At 65.2% G+C, this 16,707-nt stretch carries 18 protein-coding genes; 8 read left to right on the forward strand and 10 right to left on the reverse strand.

Annotated elements, in window-relative coordinates; genetic code table 11:
* Window positions 1-65 precede the first annotated feature (65 nt).
* Window positions 66-950: a LysR family transcriptional regulator gene (locus QCE83_RS18565; protein WP_309813948.1), complete on the reverse strand. Its 885-nt coding sequence runs from the start codon at window positions 948-950 to the stop codon at window positions 66-68.
* A gap of 123 nt (window positions 951-1,073) precedes the next feature.
* On the opposite strand from QCE83_RS18565, the gene argC reads away from it, so the two are divergent.
* The 5 genes from argC (at window position 1,074) to QCE83_RS18590 (ending at window position 4,679) form a co-directional block, all read left to right on the forward strand.
* On the forward strand, window positions 1,074-2,003 hold the full coding sequence (argC, locus tag QCE83_RS18570; RefSeq protein ID WP_309813951.1) for an N-acetyl-gamma-glutamyl-phosphate reductase: 930 nt from the start codon (window positions 1,074-1,076) through the stop codon (window positions 2,001-2,003).
* Window positions 2,004-2,291: 288 nt separating this feature from the next.
* A complete protein-coding gene (locus QCE83_RS18575) occupies window positions 2,292-2,852 on the forward strand; it encodes a hypothetical protein (RefSeq protein ID WP_309813954.1) in 561 nt (186 codons plus the stop codon).
* 34 nt (window positions 2,853-2,886) lie between these two features.
* On the forward strand, window positions 2,887-3,429 hold the full coding sequence (locus QCE83_RS18580; protein WP_309813958.1) for a hypothetical protein: 543 nt from the start codon (window positions 2,887-2,889) through the stop codon (window positions 3,427-3,429).
* A 38-nt stretch (window positions 3,430-3,467) separates the two neighbouring features.
* Window positions 3,468-4,046, forward strand: coding sequence for a hypothetical protein (locus QCE83_RS18585; RefSeq protein WP_309813961.1), 579 nt, complete (start codon window positions 3,468-3,470; stop codon window positions 4,044-4,046).
* A 69-nt stretch (window positions 4,047-4,115) separates the two neighbouring features.
* Window positions 4,116-4,679 carry a hypothetical protein gene (locus tag QCE83_RS18590; protein WP_309813964.1) on the forward strand — a complete coding sequence of 188 codons (564 nt, stop codon included), beginning with the start codon at window positions 4,116-4,118 and terminating at the stop codon, window positions 4,677-4,679.
* Between the two features lie 9 nt (window positions 4,680-4,688).
* Here the strand turns inward: QCE83_RS18590 and QCE83_RS18595 are convergent, their stop codons facing one another.
* From QCE83_RS18595 to QCE83_RS18620, 6 genes are all read right to left on the reverse strand, one after another.
* The gene (locus tag QCE83_RS18595) at window positions 4,689-6,131 is read right to left on the reverse strand and encodes an FAD-dependent oxidoreductase (RefSeq protein WP_309813965.1); all 1,443 of its coding nucleotides are present in this window, start codon (window positions 6,129-6,131) and stop codon (window positions 4,689-4,691) included.
* Between the two features lie 3 nt (window positions 6,132-6,134).
* Window positions 6,135-7,004: a transporter substrate-binding domain-containing protein gene (locus QCE83_RS18600; RefSeq protein WP_309813969.1), complete on the reverse strand. Its 870-nt coding sequence runs from the start codon at window positions 7,002-7,004 to the stop codon at window positions 6,135-6,137.
* 67 nt (window positions 7,005-7,071) lie between these two features.
* Window positions 7,072-8,262, reverse strand: a complete 1,191-nt coding sequence (metC, locus tag QCE83_RS18605) for a cystathionine beta-lyase (protein ID WP_309813972.1) — start codon at window positions 8,260-8,262, stop codon at window positions 7,072-7,074.
* Entirely contained in the window at window positions 8,262-8,876 is a 615-nt protein-coding gene (locus QCE83_RS18610) for a cysteine dioxygenase family protein (RefSeq protein WP_309813977.1), read from the reverse strand. The genes metC and QCE83_RS18610 overlap by 1 nt, the downstream gene beginning before the upstream one ends.
* Before the next feature lie 17 nt (window positions 8,877-8,893).
* Window positions 8,894-9,727, reverse strand: a complete 834-nt coding sequence (locus QCE83_RS18615; RefSeq protein WP_309813979.1) for an amino acid ABC transporter ATP-binding protein — start codon at window positions 9,725-9,727, stop codon at window positions 8,894-8,896.
* Window positions 9,724-10,965, reverse strand: coding sequence for an aminotransferase class I/II-fold pyridoxal phosphate-dependent enzyme (locus QCE83_RS18620; RefSeq protein WP_309813981.1), 1,242 nt, complete (start codon window positions 10,963-10,965; stop codon window positions 9,724-9,726). Before QCE83_RS18620 ends, QCE83_RS18615 begins: the two co-directional genes overlap by 4 nt.
* Window positions 10,966-11,170: 205 nt before the next feature.
* On the opposite strand from QCE83_RS18620, the gene QCE83_RS18625 reads away from it, so the two are divergent.
* Genes QCE83_RS18625 through QCE83_RS18635 form a run of 3 tightly spaced genes read left to right on the forward strand, consistent with a single transcriptional unit; the run spans window position 11,171 to window position 13,569 of the window.
* Entirely contained in the window at window positions 11,171-12,016 is an 846-nt protein-coding gene (locus QCE83_RS18625; RefSeq protein WP_309813984.1) for a transporter substrate-binding domain-containing protein, read from the forward strand.
* 1 nt (window position 12,017) lies between these two features.
* The gene (locus QCE83_RS18630; RefSeq protein ID WP_309813986.1) at window positions 12,018-12,761 is read left to right on the forward strand and encodes an amino acid ABC transporter permease; all 744 of its coding nucleotides are present in this window, start codon (window positions 12,018-12,020) and stop codon (window positions 12,759-12,761) included.
* Complete coding sequence (locus QCE83_RS18635; protein ID WP_309813988.1) at window positions 12,751-13,569, forward strand: amino acid ABC transporter permease; 819 nt, start codon at window positions 12,751-12,753, stop codon at window positions 13,567-13,569. The genes QCE83_RS18630 and QCE83_RS18635 overlap by 11 nt, the downstream gene beginning before the upstream one ends.
* 36 nt (window positions 13,570-13,605) lie before the next feature.
* On the opposite strand, the gene QCE83_RS18640 is transcribed toward QCE83_RS18635, so the two are convergent.
* From QCE83_RS18640 to QCE83_RS18650, 3 genes are all read right to left on the reverse strand, one after another.
* Complete coding sequence (locus tag QCE83_RS18640; protein WP_309813990.1) at window positions 13,606-14,538, reverse strand: ornithine cyclodeaminase; 933 nt, start codon at window positions 14,536-14,538, stop codon at window positions 13,606-13,608.
* 2 nt (window positions 14,539-14,540) lie between these two features.
* The gene (locus QCE83_RS18645; protein ID WP_309813993.1) at window positions 14,541-15,608 is read right to left on the reverse strand and encodes a proline racemase family protein; all 1,068 of its coding nucleotides are present in this window, start codon (window positions 15,606-15,608) and stop codon (window positions 14,541-14,543) included.
* Between the two features lie 99 nt (window positions 15,609-15,707).
* Entirely contained in the window at window positions 15,708-16,700 is a 993-nt protein-coding gene (locus QCE83_RS18650; RefSeq protein ID WP_309813996.1) for a LysR substrate-binding domain-containing protein, read from the reverse strand.
* Window positions 16,701-16,707: the final 7 nt, after the last annotated feature.

Genomic DNA, 16,707 nt, shown 5'->3' on the forward strand with positions numbered 1-16,707 from the left:
GATGAGCGCAGTAAGCGAAGCTTACGCAGTGAGAATTAGCCAGGGATTACCGCCGTCACGCGCCCTCACACCGAGCGCAGATTCCACACGACATCCAGCACGTGCTGTGTTGCGCGCTCGACGTGCCCCGCACGGTGCGCCACGCCGAGCCGACGCCACAACGCCGGCCGCAGCGGTCGCATGACGATGCGTTTCTCCGGCAAGGGCGTCGCGGCCTCATGAGGCAGCAGCGCCGCGCCATAACCCGCCGCCACCAGACTCTTGATCGCGTCGTTGTAGTTGAGCTGAATGCGCGGCGCGGGATGATGCCCTGCCGCCGCGAACCATTCCGTCGTCAGGCGCGAGAGGCGCGTGGTCGTGTCATTGAGGATGAGCGGCTGGGCGGCCAGCCATGCCGGCATGACGCGCGCGGGGCACGGCCAGTGCGCCGGCACGAAGGCCATCACCGGATCGCGGCGCCAGGGCTTGATGACGAGTCCCGCCACGGGCGGCTGAGGCAACGCGACGAGCCCGACATCCAGCGTTCCGTCCGCCAACCGGGACAGCGTCTCCTGCGACGTCAGCACGGCAAGCTGGATATCGATGGCGGGATGATGCTGGCGCAATGTGTCGAGCGCTTGCGGCAACAAGTATGCAATCACGCCCGTGGATGCGCCGATCCGCACGCGCCCTTCGAGCCCCTGCACCTGACGCTGGATATCGTCGAGCGCCTGCTCGGCATCGGCCAGCAGCCGACGCGCACGCTCCACCAGCACCTCTCCTATCGCCGACGGCCTGACCTGTCCACGCTTGCGTGACAGAAGCGCCGCGCCAATGCGGTCTTCGAGCTCGGCGATATGAAGGCTGACGGTTGGAGGCGCAAGGTTCAGGGCACGAGCTGCATCGGCGAACGAACCGCGCTCGGCGATGGCAACCAGCGTGCGCAGGCGGTCCAGACTGATCTCTCGCATGGCGGCGTCCTGATTCAGGAAAAGTGAACGACTTAGTCATGAAATTCAACTTTTCCTATTCTAGCGATTCGGTGAACATGAGCGCTCGTTCCGCCTCTTCCCTCTACTCCGAGTCTTCCGCATATGAGCGCACCCATTGTCTTTATCGACGGCGACCAGGGCACCACCGGACTGCAAATCCACGAACGCTTGCGTAACCGGACCGATATCACGCTGTCCACGCTTCCCGCCGCCGAACGCAAGGATCCGCGCCGTCGCGCGGAAGCGATCAATGCCTGCGACATCGCCATTCTTTGCCTGCCCGATGCCGCCGCGCGCGACGCGGTGGAGGCTATCGTCAATCCTGCGGTGAGGGTCATCGATGCCAGTTCGGCCCATCGCATACAGCCGGGCTGGACCTACGGCTTTCCGGAAATGACGCCGGGCCAGGCCGCACGTATTGCCGACGCGCATCGCGTCAGCAATCCCGGCTGCTATCCGACGGGCGCCATCGGCTTGCTGCGGCCCTTGTTGCAGGCCGGGCTCATTCCGGAGAGCTACCCGGTCAGCATTCATGCGGTGTCCGGCTACTCCGGACGCGGTCGCGCGGGCGTCGAGGAACACGAGGGACAGGATGCCGTCAACGCGCGCTCGTTCCAGGTCTATGGCCTGGGGCTCGCGCACAAGCACACGCCCGAGATCCAAACGCACGCGGGACTCGCGCAGCGGCCGCTTTTCATCCCGGCCTATGGCTCCTATCGCCAGGGCATTGTGTTGACGGTGCCGCTGGAATTGCGACTGCTCGCACCCGGCGTGGACGGCGCCACGCTGCATGATTGCCTCGCGCGTCATTACGAGGATGCGGCGCATGTGCGCGTCCTGCCGTCCGATGAATCCGCAGCGCTGACGCATCTGGATCCTCAAGCTCTGAACGGTACGAATGACATGCAATTGAGCGTGCTGTCCAATGCGGAACATGGGCAAGTGCTGTTATCCGCCGTGTTCGACAATCTCGGCAAAGGCGCGTCAGGAGCGGCGGTTCAGAATCTGGACCTGATGCTGGCGCGTGAATAAAAGACCTACCTTCACTGCCACTTTCAACACGGCGAGTCGGGGGTCAGAAAGAGGCTTTGACTCGCTGTCAGACATCGCTATGCCTGCGCAAAGCATGCCGATGTTACCCACCCTCCCACGTCGTGATATCGGCTTCGGAAGATATTCCACAGTATTAAGTGTTCACTTGAAAAATCGAAAGGCTTTCTCTATCCTCGGCGCTGGCGATAAACAGAAGCGATAACCAGGACACGTCGAAGGCACGCGAAGGCACACACGCGCGGCCCCGACGACTCGAGGAGACAGCTCATGCGTTGGGTCAGCGTTGCCACAACTCTGATGCTTGCCATCACGGCCGCCCATGCGGACGAATCCAGCGTGCCTGCCACGCCCGCGCAAGGCGCGCAGAAGCCGGCTCTCAAGGTCTATGACGCCAATCACAAGGCTATCGGACTGCTGGCTTCCTACAACGGCGCAGACGGCGTTTATATCGCGATCAACGGCGCCACGACCTTCGTGCGCATCGCCCGCCCGATGGATGCGGCCGGCACCAGCACCCGCATTGGCGCGCCGGCGAATGCATTCGCCTGGTCGACACTCAACGCCGCCTACTTCGACAGCGCGGATTGCAGCGGACAGCCCGTCATCAACTACGACTCGAACTGGCCGCGCTCGTCAGTCGCCGTCCGTCAGGGCGACGATGTCGTGGTCTACGTCGGCAGCGATACGAACACGACGCCCATCTCCTCTGCTTCCATCCTGAACGGCACCTCCTGCGTCGTACAGAAATCGACCATGCAGAGCGTCAGGCCGGAGTCGAGCTTCGACGTGTCGCAGCGCTATCCCGAACCGCTGACGATCGACTACTGAGTCACTCCCGCATAACGACATCGAGGAGCCACTGATGCGCCGCATAACCTTGCCCGCCCTGCTGCTTCTGAGCGCGACGGCCGCGCATGCGCAAGTCGCAACGCCCGCCTTGAACCCGCCCGGACAGACAAGAGTACTGAAAGTATTCGATGCGCAAGGCAAGCCGGTGGGTCCGGTCGAAAGCTATGAACGCACGCAAGGCGTCTATATGAAATTTGGACGCACACCCGTGTTCATGCCGGTGCGTCACAAGAAGGTCTCCGCCACGCAGTTCTCGGAGTCGCAGTTCGAATGGGCCGATGACACCGGCGCCACTTTTCCGTCTGCGAATTGCAGCGGTGCGCCGCTCATCATGATGGGATCGTCGCCGCGGCCCGTCGACCTCGTTAGAACAGGCGCGGACGTGACCGCGTATATCGCGGGTCCGGGTTATGGCAGTCCGCTCACCGCGAACTCTTATATCTCGTATGACGGCTCGTGCGTGACGGCCACCCGCTCGGTGCCTTCGTACTGGACGCCGGAGACAACCTACTCGCTCACGCAGCACTATCCCGAGCCGCTGACGGTTCGTTACTGAGCCGGATCACCGTGATTCATGCTTCGAGGAGACTGACCATGCACAAGGCGTTTATCGCGATGCTGACCGTGCTCGGCGCGAGCCTCGCTCACGCGCAGACGTCGCCGGAGACCGTTGCGCCGACTACACCGGATACACCGGATATGCCGCCCAATGTGCTCGATGCAGCCGGCCACCCTGTCGGCGCACTTTCTCACTTCCAGTACAACTATGGGCCGATGATCACGCGGGGCAACACGCGCTTCGTCGTCCCCTTGCAGCGCAAGACGACGACTGACGATCCCAGCGATATCAAGGCGCCGTCATCGGCATCGCTATTTCTTTATCACACCGTTGACTCGCTGCTCTACTACACGTCCGCCGATTGCAGCGGCGACCCCGTCGTGATTCCCTCCGAAGGTCCGGCGCCCGCCGTGGTGGTGCGCGAAGGCGCGACCGTCACCGCCTATGTCGCAGGCAACACGGCTTCGCAGTCGTTCAGCATCGCATCGCAATGGAGCACGCAGACCGAAGCCTGCACGCCGCTGTCCACACCGTCGCAACGCACGGGATGGCCCATGGGAAGCAAGATCGTGTTGACCCGCGAGCATCCGGAATCCTTGACGGTCAGTTACTGACGTACCGGCGCGCCTTTCGAGGCGCTTATTTTTTATATTGCGACGCACCTTCCAACCAACCAGTCGAACATGCGCACACGTCATCTGTCTTCCCTGACTCTCGCCGGCATCGCCATTCTCATGAGCGGATGTGCCGCTACGCTGCAAACCCAGGACGCCGCATCGCCGACCGCGAAGACCACGCAAGCGGGCGTCGTGGTGCCGGCAGCGTCCACGCATACCATCGTGCTGCGCATGAACGGATCGTCGGTTGCCACGTCCGCATCCGACTGGCCGCGTGTGCAGACGGAATGGCGCGAAGCCATGGAAGGCGCATCCAAGGACGCCAGTTCGACCTTCTTCGACGAAACCGTCAAACGCACCGCGCGTCAGGGCGCGGGCACGGTGGTCGATGTCTACGTGGAAGACTTCCACTTCGTCGCGCCCGGTGCGCGCTACACGCTGGGCATCATGACGGGCAATGCGTTCATGCAGGCCCGCGTCACCTTCCGCGATCTGCAAAGCGGGCGGGTGTTCGGTGAACGCAACTACAACACTTCGTCGTCGGCGTGGCAGGGCATCTTTGCGCCGACGTCGGACAAGCAGGCGCGTGCCATCGCCGCCGATATCGTCAAGCAGATCAATCCGCGCTAGGCACTCCTCTCACGCGTCGGCGATCTGCGCTTCCCCTGCTCGCCACACGTTCGCTGCATAGAACGATGAGTCGAAGTCCGCGGGCACGTCCGCGTTCAGGCGCGCGGCGTGTGCATCGAGATCGGCGTGGAACAGATCCCGGCTGATCCGCCGCACCACGGCGGGAATGTCGCGCCGCATGCTCGGCACGTCGCCCACCGGCACGCCCGCACTGACGAAGGCCGCCGGATTGTAGACATGGATGTCGCGCAGCCAGGGCGCCGCGCCTGGCTTCTTCTCCAGATATTCGAGCGCCTCGCCGAGATAGGGATGCGCGCCGAGGGCGGCGTCGGCTTCGGCGGGCGGCGGCGTGTACTGATCGCGCCACAGGCGCACGTGCGGCGCAAGCCCCGCGAGTTCGGGCCGCGCGGACAGGTCGATGGCGTAGCCGGTCCCGGCGATGACGAACTCGACTGCGAACGACTCGTTACGCGTTCGCAGCGCAACGCGTAACGAGTCGATGTGCGCCGCCTCGATCTCCGCCCCCGGATGCAGATGGAAGTTCGCGAAGCGCGTCACGCGCTCGACCGAGTCGCGCGGCGGCGTCGAACCTTCGTTGCGAAAACGCCGCGCCTGCGACCAGCGCAGCGCGTCGGGCAAGCCCGGATAGTTGTCGTACGCGCCGGGGTAGCCACGCGTGCGCGAGACCGGCTTCGCGGCGAGCACGGCGCGTCGCGCGAACAGATGCACGTTCGCAGCGCCTGCTTCGAGCGCCGTGGCGGCCGCATCGAACGCCGAGGCCGCCGCGCCGATCACGGCCACCGAGCGGCCTCGCAGCGCGTCGAAGTCGATGGCCTGCGACGTGTGCGCAAGATAACTCGAAGGGAGTTGCGCGAGCGCCTCGGGCACGAAAGCCTTGCCATTGCCCGCAACGCCGTTGCACAGCACGATCTTGCGCGCGGTTTCGATGCGCGCCTCGCCATCGACATCGAGATGCAAACGGAAGTGCGCTTGCGCCGGCTCGATGCGCACGAGACGCACGCCATAGCGCACCGGAATGTCGAGGAACGTGCGATACCACGCGAGATACTCGGCCCACAGTGTGCGCGGCGCGCGTTCGATCGACTCGTATGCCGTGCCGCCGAAACGCGCCTCATACCAGACCCGGAAGCTCAGGCCCGCGACATCGCCTTCGGGACCGACGAGTGTTTTCGGCGTGCGCAGCGTGTTCATCCGCGCGCGATTGAGCCATACGCCCGCACCCGCCGCATCAGCGGCCGCATCGATGACGCTCACGCGCCCGATGCCCGCGCGCCGCAGCGCGAACGCCATCGCGCAACCGGTCTGTCCGCCGCCCACGACGAACACATCATGGTCGATGCCTTCGCGAACGGGCACCCAGTTATCAGGAAACGGCCCGAGGAGATCCAGCGCGCGACGCGCTTCGGTGTCCACGTCGAGAGCATCGTTCATGTGTCAGTCCTGTTTTGCGCTGGTCTGCGCGGCGGCAGCCTGCTTGCCTGCGTATTGCTGATGCCACGCGAGCAGTTGCTTCGAGGGCGGCATATGCCACTTGTTGCCTTCGTCGATCAGAAAGCCGCTGCGATGCCAGTCCTTCACGATGCCGTCGAACGCCGCGACCGTATCGCCCTGTCCCTTGCGCACCCAGATCACCGAGGGCGACGGAATCAGTTGCGTGCTGATCGGCGCTTCATAGTCCTTCCATTCGCCGGGCTCGTTCAGCAGCCGCGCCTGGATGCCCGGCGTCACATGCACCGACGCGACACACGCGCCGCCGCGCAACGCCAGCAGTGCTTCCGGCATGCCCTTGAAGCCCTTGACCTCGGCGCCGTACTGCTCGATCAGAGGCTTCGTGTAGTTGCTGCCCTGCGAGACGCACACCGGCTTGCCGCGCAGATCGGCCCAGTCGTGAATGCCCGCGCCCTTGCGCACCATCGCCGAACCGCCGATCTCCTCGAACGGCGTCGGCACATAGCTCAGAATCTCGTCGCGCTCCTTCGTGTACTGCATGCTGGCGATGAGCGCATCGACCTTGCCTTGCTGGAGGAACTGCACGCGGTTCGGCGGCGTCACTTCGACAGCTTCGAACTTCACGCCGAGATGCTGCGCGAGGCTCTGTCCGAGTTCGACGTTGTAGCCGACGGGCCGGCGCGTCACGGGATCGAGCGAGCCATAGGTGCCGTCGAGCACCACGCCGACGACCAGCACGCCACGCGCCTTGATGCGGTCCAGCGTGGCATCGGCATGCGCCGGGCTGGCGGCGAGCGCAACCGTGAGAGATGCGATGAACAGCGCGGCAGCGCGCGCGCGTAAGCGATGCTTCATAAAGTGGTCCAGTCAGGAAGCCGGCGGCCGTTCTTCACGAACAGGACGTCCGGCGATGAAGAGAGAGTCAGCGTGCGATGCGCGAGAAAGCTTGTGCGAGATCGTCGATCAGATCGCCCGGATCTTCGAGCCCGACGTGCAGCCGCACCACCGGCGCAGCGCTGCGCCATGAGCCGTGCATCGCGAGCCGCGAGGCGGGCGCGATCAGCGCGAGGCTCTCATAACCCCCCCATGAGGCGCCGATGCCGAACAGCCGGAGCGCATCGACGAAGGCGACCGCATCGGCGTGCACGGCATCGCGCAATGCAAACGACACCAGCCCGTTCGCGCCATGGAAGTCGCGCTGCCATAGCCCATGACCCGGATCTTCCGGCAGCGCCGGATAGAACACGCGGGCGACGTAGCCAGTGGTATCGGCGAGATAGCGCGCCACGTGCAGCGCATGCCGCTGATGCTGCGCGAGCCGCACGGCCAGCGTGCGCACGCCGCGCAACGCGAGCCAGGCATCGTCCGCGCCGACTGACAAGCCCAGCGCCTCATGCGTATCCCGCAGGCGCCGTGCGACCTCGCGATCCTTCACGGCGACCGCGCCCTGCATCAGGTCCGAGTGGCCGCTCACGTATTTGGTGATGGCCTGGATCGAGATATCCGCGCCCAGTTCGAGCGGCCGAACCAGCACGCCCGCGCCCCAGGTGTTGTCCGCCGCGAGCAGCGCGCCATGCTGCCGCGCGAAGGCGGCGAGCGCGGGCAGGTCGATCACTTCGTATAGAAACGACGACGGCGATTCCGCGTATATCAGCCGCGTGTTGGCGCGCACCGCATCATGCGGCAGGCCCGCGCTCGCATTGAAGTACGAGAACGCGACGCCCAGCCGTTGCAGCAAGGGCTCGATGCGCTCGCGCACCGGCCCGTACACGCTGTCCTGAACCAGCACGTGATCGCCCGGCGAGAGCAGCGCGAGGAACGTCAGCGTGATGGCCGCGAGCCCGGACGGCGCGAGCAGGACATGCTCCGTGCCTTCCAGTTCGCCGAGGGCCGCTTCGAGCGCGCGATGCGTTGCCGTGCCGTGACGTCCATAGGTCGCGACCGCTTCGCCGGCCTCCCGCCGATGATGCAACGCGGCGCGCACGGCATCGTTCTCGAAGCGGACCGTGCTCGTGCGCACGAGCGGTGCGTTGACGGGCGCAGCGCCGCCGTCGAAAGCGGGTGCGCCCACATGCAGCACGCGCGTATGCAGATGATCGCGGCGCTCCGGCATCAGCCCACCGCCTGCGTTGCGCGCTTCATGTGCTCGGCGTTGTAGCGCACGACGCGGCCCGTGTCCGGCTCGAAGCCGAGACGGCCCGTCAGCGTTTCGAGCGGCCTGCCATAGAGATGGAAGTGCAGCGTGGGCGCGCTGCCGTTCACATGGATGCTGTGAATGTCCTCGGGCAGGAACGCGATGGGCGTACCCGGACGCACCAGCACCTCGTGCGCCACTTCGAGCTGCGCGCGGTCGGGATCGGCGCCGTCATCCACGCGCCGATACACACGGTTCAACTCTTCGCCCTCGACCGCGACGATGACCGCCCACGTATCGTGGTTGTGCGGGATCGTGGTCTTGCCCGGCAACAGCGAGTTGAGATAGAGCGCGAAGCCCTCTTCACCCGGGTTCAGCCGGTAACGCACCGAGGTATCGCCGCTGTTGAGCTGCGGAGGCGGGAAGTCGGCGGCATCGAAGAGACCGGCTTGTGTGGCGAGCGTCGCGAGACGCGCGCTCAGGCGTTCGAGCGCGGCGCGCGTCAGCCCGTCTTCCTCGACGATGCCGCGGGCATCGGCAAGCAGCGCCTGCACCGCTGCGCGGCGGTGTTGTTCTTTCTGCGTGGATGTCATGTTTCGTGGGGAAAGGTTTAGACGGCGCGCAACGGTGAACGGCTCCGGTCTTCGCCGCGCGCACGCTGGAGAAACAGCCGCGTGCGCTCGTGGCGCGGCTGGCCGAACAGTTGCGCAGCGGGACCGTGCTCGACGATCACGCCGCGTTCCGTGAAGAAGACTTCATCGCTGATCTCGGCGGCGAAGCGCATCTCGTGCGTGACGAGCACGCAGGTCTGGCCTTCGTCTGCCAGTTCGCCGATCACGTTCAGCACTTCGCCGACGGTCTCGGGATCGAGCGCCGACGTCACTTCGTCGAACAGGATCAGATCGGGACGCATGGCCAGCGTGCGGGCAATCGCGACGCGCTGCTGCTGTCCGCCCGACAACTCGCCCGGATACACGCGCGCCTTGTCGGCGAGCCGCACCTTGGCGAGCAGCGCGTGCGCTTCGCTTTCGGCTTGCGCGCGGCTCTGGCCCAGGACGCGGCGCGGCGCGATGGTCAGGTTGTCGAGCACGCTCAGATGCGGAAACAGGTTGTACTGCTGGAACACGAAGCCCACGCGCTTGCGCAGAGCCAGGCGCTGGTCCTCGGTCTGCTGCGCGCATACGTCGATGCCGTCGATATGGATCGCGCCGCGCTGGGGCGTCGCGAGGCCGTTGATGCAGCGCAGGATCGTCGATTTGCCGGAGCCCGATGGTCCGATGATCGATACGGCCTGACCGCGCTTCACCGTCAGGTCGATGCCGTTGAGCACCGGCACGCCGTCATAGGCGAGATGCAGGTCGCGGATCGACACCAGCGCTTCATCGGCGCGCGGTGCGGCGGCGGGTGCTTCGTCGAACGTCGATGCAAATGCGGCGCGGTTCATGCAGCCTCCTGTCGCAACGTGAGATGCGAACGCCGCAAGGCCGCGACAGCCGTGGCGAGACGTGCGACGCCTTCGGTCAGTTGCGCGGGGTCCGCGACCATCGACAGGCGAATGTGATCCGGCGTGCCGAACGAGGTGCCGTCCACCACCGCAAGACCGTGTTCATGCAGAAGGTAAGCGACCAGATCGATGTCGCTGGCGATGGTCTCGCCGTTCGGCGTCACGGCGCCGATCAGCTCACGCACATCGACGAACGCGAAGAACGCGCCTTGCGGCGGCACGCAGCGCACGCCTTCGATCTTCGCGAAGGCGGCCAGCAACAGGTCGCGCCGCTCGCGATACGCCGCTACCGAGGTCGCGACGAATGCCTGGTCGCCGCGCAGCGCGGCAGCGAGCGCCGCCTGTCCGATGGAGGACGGCGACGAAGTCGATTGCGACTGCACGACCGTCATCGCGGCGATCAGCTCGGCCGGACCGGCGCCATAGCCGACACGCCAGCCGGTCATCGCATAGGGTTTGGATGCGCCGTTGACGATCAGGGTGCGGTCCGCGAGATCCGGCGCAATGCGCAGGAAGTGATCGCGCGCATGGTCGTCGAAACGAATGTGTTCGTAGATCTCGTCAAGCAGCACCCAGACGTGCGGATGACGCCGCAGCACAACAGCGAGCGCGGCGAGTTCGTCGGGGTCGTACACCGCGCCGCCCGGGTTCGACGGCGTGTTCAGGATCAGCCAGCGCGTGCGCGGCGTGATGGCCGCTTCCAGCGTGGCGGGCGTGAGCTTGTAATCCTCTTCGGGCCGCGACGCGACGATCACCGGCGTGCCGTCGTTGATCGACACCATCGCCGGAAACGACTGCCAGTAGGGCGCGGGCACGATGACCTCGTCGCCTTCGCTCAGCGTCGCGGCGAACGCGTTGTAGATGACATGCTTGCCGCCGCCGCTGACGATGATCCGCTCCGGCGCATAGTCCAGCGCGTTCTCGCGTGCGAGCTTGTCGCGGATGGCGGCGCGCAGGTCGGCGGTGCCGGCCGGCGGCGTGTATTTCGTGTCGCCGGCCGCCAGGGCTGCGATGGCGGCTTGCTTGATGGACTCCGGCGTGTCGAAGTCGGGTTCGCCGGCAGTCAGTTCGACGATGGAACGCCCGCTGGCCGCAAGCGCTTGCGCCCGGGCCTTGGCCGCTGCATTCGGCGCAAGGCCGATGCGCGCGGCGCGGCGGGAAAGAATCAGTTGAGCCATCGGCGGGTCCTGTGCAAGTCGGTCATGAATTCTATGAACCGGCCGTGTGGCGGCGAACCATCGATTGCGCACATGCTTATCGCGATTTTTTCGATGCCCATCTGCAGGCCGGCGCCATTTGCTTAGCAGATTCGCTTCGTTGGCCAGGCACGGGCATGCCGCTATCGTCGGGTGCTGCCCTGCTCCGCATCCATCAACGTCTCGCATGATTACAACTTCCCTTCTTGTTCGCGCAAACCGCGCAACCCGCGCCACCGCAAGCGCGCTGCTTGGTTCGCTCAGCCTTGCCGCCCACGCGGACGCTACCCTCGACCGCATCGCATCGCGTCATCAGATCGATGTCGGCGTGATGATCGCGGGCAGTCCGTTCGGCTCGCTCGATCCGCAGACGCAGCAGCCACGCGGCATCAACGTCGATCTGGCGAATGACATCGGCCAGAAGCTCGGCGTCAAGGTGAATCTCGTGTCCGTGCAGCCTTCGACGCGCGTGCAGTTCCTTCAGCAAGGCAAGGCCGACATCCTGATCGCCAACATGGAGTACACGCCGCAACGCGCGGAGATACTCGACTTCGTGCCGACGCCGTATTACCGCGTCGGCGGCACCGCCATCACGCCCAACAACAGCGGCATCACGCGCTGGGAAGACCTGCGCGGCAAGCCTGTCTGCATCTCGCAAGGCAGCAGCTATATCCGTCCCGTGGTGGAGCGCTACGGCGCCGTGCCGCGCGCGTTTCCGGGCGCGTCGCAGTCCTTGCTCGCGCTGCGCGGCGGCAGTTGCGTCGCGGCCGTACACGACGCGGCGCCCCTGCTCTATCCGTTGCAGCAACACGATCCCGAATGGCGCGACTACCGCACGTTGCAACCCGAACTGATTCCGGCATCGTCGGTCATCTGGGTGCGCCAGGGCGAGAAGGACACGGCGGCGAAGCTCAATGGCATCGTCGAGGCGTGGCATCGCAGCGGCTTTCTGATTGCGTCGGAGGCGAAGGCCGGATTGCCGCCTTCCGCAGCGCTCGCCGAATGGCACGCGAATCCGCCGAAGGGACCGTGAGATGAGCGCATCGTTACATCCGGTTCTCGACTGGGCCGCGCGCGGCGGCTTCGACTTTCGCTTCCTGCTCGATGCCTATGAACGCGATCCGTTCCTGCAAGGCATCGGCGTGAGCATCGGGATCATCGTTGCGACGATGATCGGCAGCGCCATCGCGGGACTCGCGCTGCTGCTCGCGGTGCGCGGCCGGCGCGCGTGGCTCGCGAACGCGGCGCGCGCGTTCATCGAACTGACGCGCGCCACGCCGACGCTGGTGCAGCTGTATTGCGCGTTTCTCGTCGTCAACATGCTCATCACGCAATGGTTGCAGATGCATCATGTCGACAATCCCTTCAAGCCGTTCTTCTGGATCGTGCTGGTGCTGTCGCTGCACAAGGGCGCGTTCCATGCGGAAGCGCTGCGCGCCGGATTCGATGCCGTGCCGGCGCAGACCATCGAAGGCGCACTGTCGCTCGGGCTGGACCGCACCGAGCGCTTCTGGCGCATCGAACTGCCGCTCGCGCTGCGCACCGCGCTGCCCACACTCGTCAACAACGCGGTGGAACTGGTGAAGGCATCGGCACTGGCGTCGGCGATCGCGGTCGGCGACATCACCTATCAATCGATCATGATCTGGACGCAACGCGACAACGTGCTTGCGCTCATGGTGCTGATTCTTCTGTTCTACGGCGCGCTGACGTGGCTCGTGAGCCGCGCGGGCCGCTGGCTGGAACGCCGTTTGTGGATCCCCGGCTATGGCGCATGACGCACTCGTTTCTCCTTCGGCACGGCCTGTCTCGCGCGGCGGGACGCGTCCGCTGACCGGCTTCGCGTCGGGCACGGCAGCGATCCTCGGCGTGCTGGCGTTCGGCGCGCTGTTATGGGCGATCGCGCCCGAAGCCGGGTCGCGCATCGACACGCTCGGGCAACTGGTCCAGTGGGCGCCCGCCCTCGCGCACGGCTTCTCGCTCAACATCCTCATCAGCCTGGGCGCGGTGGCGCTCGGCACGATCGGCGGCGTGCTGGCGGGCGCCATCGCGTTGTCGGGTTCGCTTGCGGGACGCATCGCGCGCGGGCTGATCCAGGCCTTTCGCAACGCGCCTTGGCTCGTGCTGATCTATTTCACGACCTATGTGTTTCCGTTCGAATTCACGGTGTTCGGCACGACGCTGCCGTTCCCGGACTGGCTCAAGGTAACGTTCGCGCTGGCGCTGCCGGCGAGCGCGAACATCGCGGAGATCTTTCGCGGCGCGATCGCCTCGACACCGACCGCGCAGTGGGAAGCCGCGCAATCGCTGGCCTTCACGCGGCGCCAGGTGCTCGTGCATATCATCCTGCCGCAATGCGTGCGCCGCATGCTGCCGCCGTGGACGAACGTCTACGCGATCATCACGATGGGCACGGCGTTGTCGTCGCTGGTCGGGATTCACGATCTGATCGATACCGCGCAGATCGCCAGCAGCACGGTCGCGCGATCGAGCTTCACGGTGCTCACGTATGTCGCGACGCTGGTGGTGTTCTTTGCCTACTGCTATCCGATCTCGCGCTTCACGCGCTGGCTGGAGCGGCGGTAGCGTGCTCTTGCGAGATGCGGCAACGCGCAGCCGCGCTCAGGACGACTTCAATCGCTCCACGACATACTGGCTGACGAGCAGATCGAGATACGCGCCGCCGGCGTTTTTATAGACCGTGCGGTCACCGGCGCCGCGATGAAAACCCGTGTCCTGACACAGCTCGAACAGATCGGCCTCGATCTGCTGCGCTTGAATGACCTGCGCCTGCATCGGAATCAGGATGTCGCCTGAAACGCTCGCATTCTCGCGATCGTCGACGAAGATGCGCGCACCCTTGAGCGCATCGCAATCGGCTTCCTGCATGTCCGGGCGATAGCCGCCCACCAGATCCACATGCGTGCCCGGACGAACGAGCTTTCCCCGAATCACGGGTGTGGCTGCGCCGGTGGCTGCCGTCACGATATCGGCGCGAGCAACGGCGTCATCCAGATCCTCGACTACGCGCACCCGAACGTCTCTGCGCTCCAGCGCCACACGCATCTCATCCAGCTTCGACAACGTGCGATTCCACAGCAGCACCTCGCGCAGCGACGGCCGAATGTGCAGATAAGCCTCCGCCAAGGCGAGCGCAACCGGCCCCGCACCCAGCACGAGCAGCACCTCGCTGTCTTCCCGGCTCAACTTCGTGGCGGCCAGCGCGGAATCGGCGGCGGTCTTCCAGCGCGTGATCTCCGGACCGTCCAGCATCGCGACGATGTTCCTGCTGTGCTCGTCCACCACCAGGAAGGCGGACTGCTCGGTGGGCCGCGGCGGACTGGCGAACTGATTGGCCGGACAGAGCGACGCAACCTTGAACCCCGCGCCCTTGCCTGGCAGGATCACGCCCCGGCTGAACAGACCAAACCCGGCATCGCCGACGAAATAGCTGTCCCCGATCGGCCGCGCCCCCGCATGTCCTTCGCGCAATGCGTCGAGCACGCCGGCCCAGTCCAGCACTGACCTGATCTGCTGCGCCGTCACGATCTGCATCTTCAATGTTCCTGTTGGTGCGGCCAGATATCGCCGACGATATAGCCCTCGGGGAAGGGATCATCGTGATCCAGCACGATGGTGTTGATGCCGTGAATCCAGCTGGTGCCCGACAGCGTCGGAATGACCGCCTCGTACCCGCCGATGCGCGCCTGCTCGACCAGCCGTCCTGTAAACACGGTGCCCAGGATGCCCTGGTGCCGGAAGTCCTGATGCAACGGCAACTCGCCCTTCGCGTGCAGCACGGCCATCTTCGCGCAGGTGCCGGTGCCGCAAGGACAACGGTCGATCGCGCCGGTCCAGGTCGAGGGATCGTCCCAGGAGAGCGGACCGGTCGGCATGGTGACGGCGTTCTTCCAGTCCGCGCGTGGATCATCCGACGGACCCGAAAGCTGCGAGATGGTGATGCCCACGCCCGGATAATCCGGATGTGCGACCGGCAATTGCTCGATGGCCGCCTGCCGGATCATCGCCGACACCCGCGCAATCTCCTTGCCATGTTCCGGCTTGAGTTCGAGCCCCTTGAACTGCCGCACATCCGCGATGACATAGAACATGCCGCCCCAGCCGACATCCACGCGCACCTTCCCCAGATCCGGCACGTCGATGACGGCGTCCAGATGCGCGGCGAACGCCGGCACGTTCCTGAAGGTCACTCGTTTGACCTTGCCGCGCTCGCATTCGGCGACGACCCGGATCAGTCCTGCGGGCGCTTCCAGCGTGAGCTCGGTGACCGGCTCGCGCATCGGCAGCATGCCCATTTCCAGCAGCACCGTGACGACGGAGATGGTGTTGCCGCCGGACATCATCGGATACTCGACCTGTTCGAGGATGATGAAGCCCGCGTCCGCCTCCGGATGACACGGCGGCACGACGATGTTGCAGCAATGCGCCGGATAGCCTCGCGGTTCGCGCAGCAGCAGCTTGCGCAAGCCATCGTCGTTCGCGGCCAGCCAGTGCATCTTGGCCCGGACCGTGTCGCCGGGAATGTGGGGAAGTCCGCCTGTGACCACGCGCATCGGTATGCCCGAATGCGTCTCCACCGCGTGCAGGGTTCGCTTGAAGCCCATCGATGTTGTCCTCGTTCATGCCGCACGACAGGCGCGGCGCATGAGGCAATCTATGCGAGTTCGCGGCGCAACCCAAACGACGTTTTCTCCGGCCTTGCTTCAACTTTTGGTTGAAGCGGCATCGTTGGTGTTTGCCAAAAGCGCAAGCTGCGGCCTGAGCCACTCGCAGAACTTTCTGCATACGACGGCATCGGTCTTGTCGCGGCGCACGGAAAGATAATGGCCGCGATTCTTCATCACCGTCTTGTGCGGCAGCGGACGCACGAGGTCGCCGCTTGCAACCAGATGTCCGACCAGGTGATGCCAGCCAAGCACGATGCCCTGATGCGCCAGCGCCATCTGCACGATCGCGGGGTAATCGTTGCTGGTGAAAAGCTGACGCGGAATGTCGGCGCGCCAGACCGTGTCGACGTCATGCAGCGCCAGCCAGACCTTCCAGTCGATATGCTCGGAAATCTGCGACCGGCCATAGGCGCTGATATCCAGCAGCGACATGCCCAGCAGCGCTTCCGGCGTATCGATCGGGCCATGGCACTGCAAGTACTGCGGCGTGCAGACGGGATACACCTCGTCGTCGAAGAGGTGCTCGGTATCGTAGCCGTCGCGCATGCTCGCGAGCTTCGCGATGTAGACGTCCGGCTGCACGCCCGCTTCCATCGCGATGAAGTTCTGCGTCGCCAGCACCGTGAGTTCGATGTCCGGATGCGCCTGGATGAACTCCGGCAAGCGCCTATGCAGCCACAGCGCAGAGAACGCCGGCGAACAGCACACGATGAGCGTCTCTCGCGCGGAGATCTTCCTGCGCAGGCGCTCGGCCGCCTGATGAATGTTGATGAGTGAAAGCTGGGCGGCATCCTTGAACATCTCGCCGTCGGAAGTGAGCGTGACCGCCCTGCCCGTCCGCACGAAGAGCGTCGTGCCCAGATAGTCTTCGAGTTCCCTCACCTGCTTGCTGATGGCCGCGGGCGTCACGCACAGCACGTCCGCGGCCGCCGTGAAGCTTCTGCATTTCGCGGCCGCGAGAAAGGCCTTGATCGCTTTCAGCGAGAGCGCACCGGACAGGCTGTCGCTGACATCGAAACGCGCCGTCATCGCCGTG

Origin of the sequence: Caballeronia sp. LZ034LL, assembly GCF_031451215.1 — a bacterium.
Taxonomy (GTDB): Bacteria; Pseudomonadota; Gammaproteobacteria; order Burkholderiales; family Burkholderiaceae; genus Caballeronia.